The organism is Lysinibacillus sphaericus, from assembly GCF_015844675.1.
Classification (GTDB): domain Bacteria; phylum Bacillota; class Bacilli; order Bacillales_A; family Planococcaceae; genus Lysinibacillus; species Lysinibacillus sphaericus_E.
Genome location: NZ_LDGC01000043.1, coordinates 1 through 1,091 on the forward strand (window position 1 = coordinate 1; position 1,091 = coordinate 1,091).

The window sequence follows — 1,091 nt, forward strand, 5'->3', positions numbered from 1 at the left end:
TTTCCCAAGCAACACCATTGCTGCGGATAAGAAGACCATATATTCTGTCGTACCAGTTCTTTTTGCCAATTCTTTGATCTTCTTGGCTAGTTCTTTATCTAATATGCTTCCTGTAATGGAACCCTCATAGCTTTGTTCCTGTGGTCTTGCATAATCTAGCGGCATATCTAATACCGGTATCTCATCCTCAAACTGACTTAGCCAGTACGCTCTCTGACTTTCCAGATTACGACTATTCATCCATTCACTATAATCTTTGAACTGATGACTTAATGGCTCCAGTTTCTCTCCTTTATAAAGAGCGTTCAGTTCGTTCATAAATGTCGCCATACTCATTCCATCGCCAACAATGTGATGCATATTTAGCATAAGCAAACCATAGGTGTCCCTTTTTACAAATAGTGCTCTTATCGGTGGCGCTTTCGATAAATCAAACGCTCTTACGAACAGCTTCATCTCTTCCTCATCAGTTCGATTAGAAACCTCTTCATACTCAAATGGTACTTCTGCTGTTTCAAGTACTTTCTGTACGGTCTCTCCATTTACCATTAAGAACTCCGTTCTAAGAATTTCATGACGATCTACTATTTCCTGTAGCGCTCTTCTTAGATCCTCTACGCTCACTTCGCCTGTAAGTTTTAATGCCTGCGGCATATTATACATCGTTCCCTCTGGGTACATTTGCTGTATGAGGTAAGTTCTCTTTTGTGCAGATGACATTGCATAGTATTCTTTTTCCTCTGCCCTTGGAATCGGAATGTATTCTTCTGTCTCACTTTCCAGTACAATCTGTGATAACTTCTCTGGTGTTGGATGACTAAATACATCCTTTAAAGCAATTCGGTAGCCCGTTTCCGATTCAATCTTATTGACCAGACGAGTTGCACGTAAGGAATGTCCTCCTAATTCAAAGAAACTGTCTTTTACGCCAACGTTCTCTACAGCCAGGATTTCACCAAATATCTTACATATTGTCTCTTCGGTTTCATTGCTTGGTGCTACATACTCTCGGGTTGCTTTTACTTCGATCTCTGGTAATGCTTTCTTATCCAGTTTTCCATTTCGAGTTACAGGTATACTGTCGATTTCCA

General features: G+C 40.3%; 1 protein-coding gene. It reads right to left on the minus strand.

Annotation, left to right across the window (positions count from 1 at the left end):
* On the minus strand, positions 1-1,091 hold a 1,091-nt coding region (locus tag ABE34_RS12285), incomplete at both ends, for a condensation domain-containing protein (protein WP_241756705.1).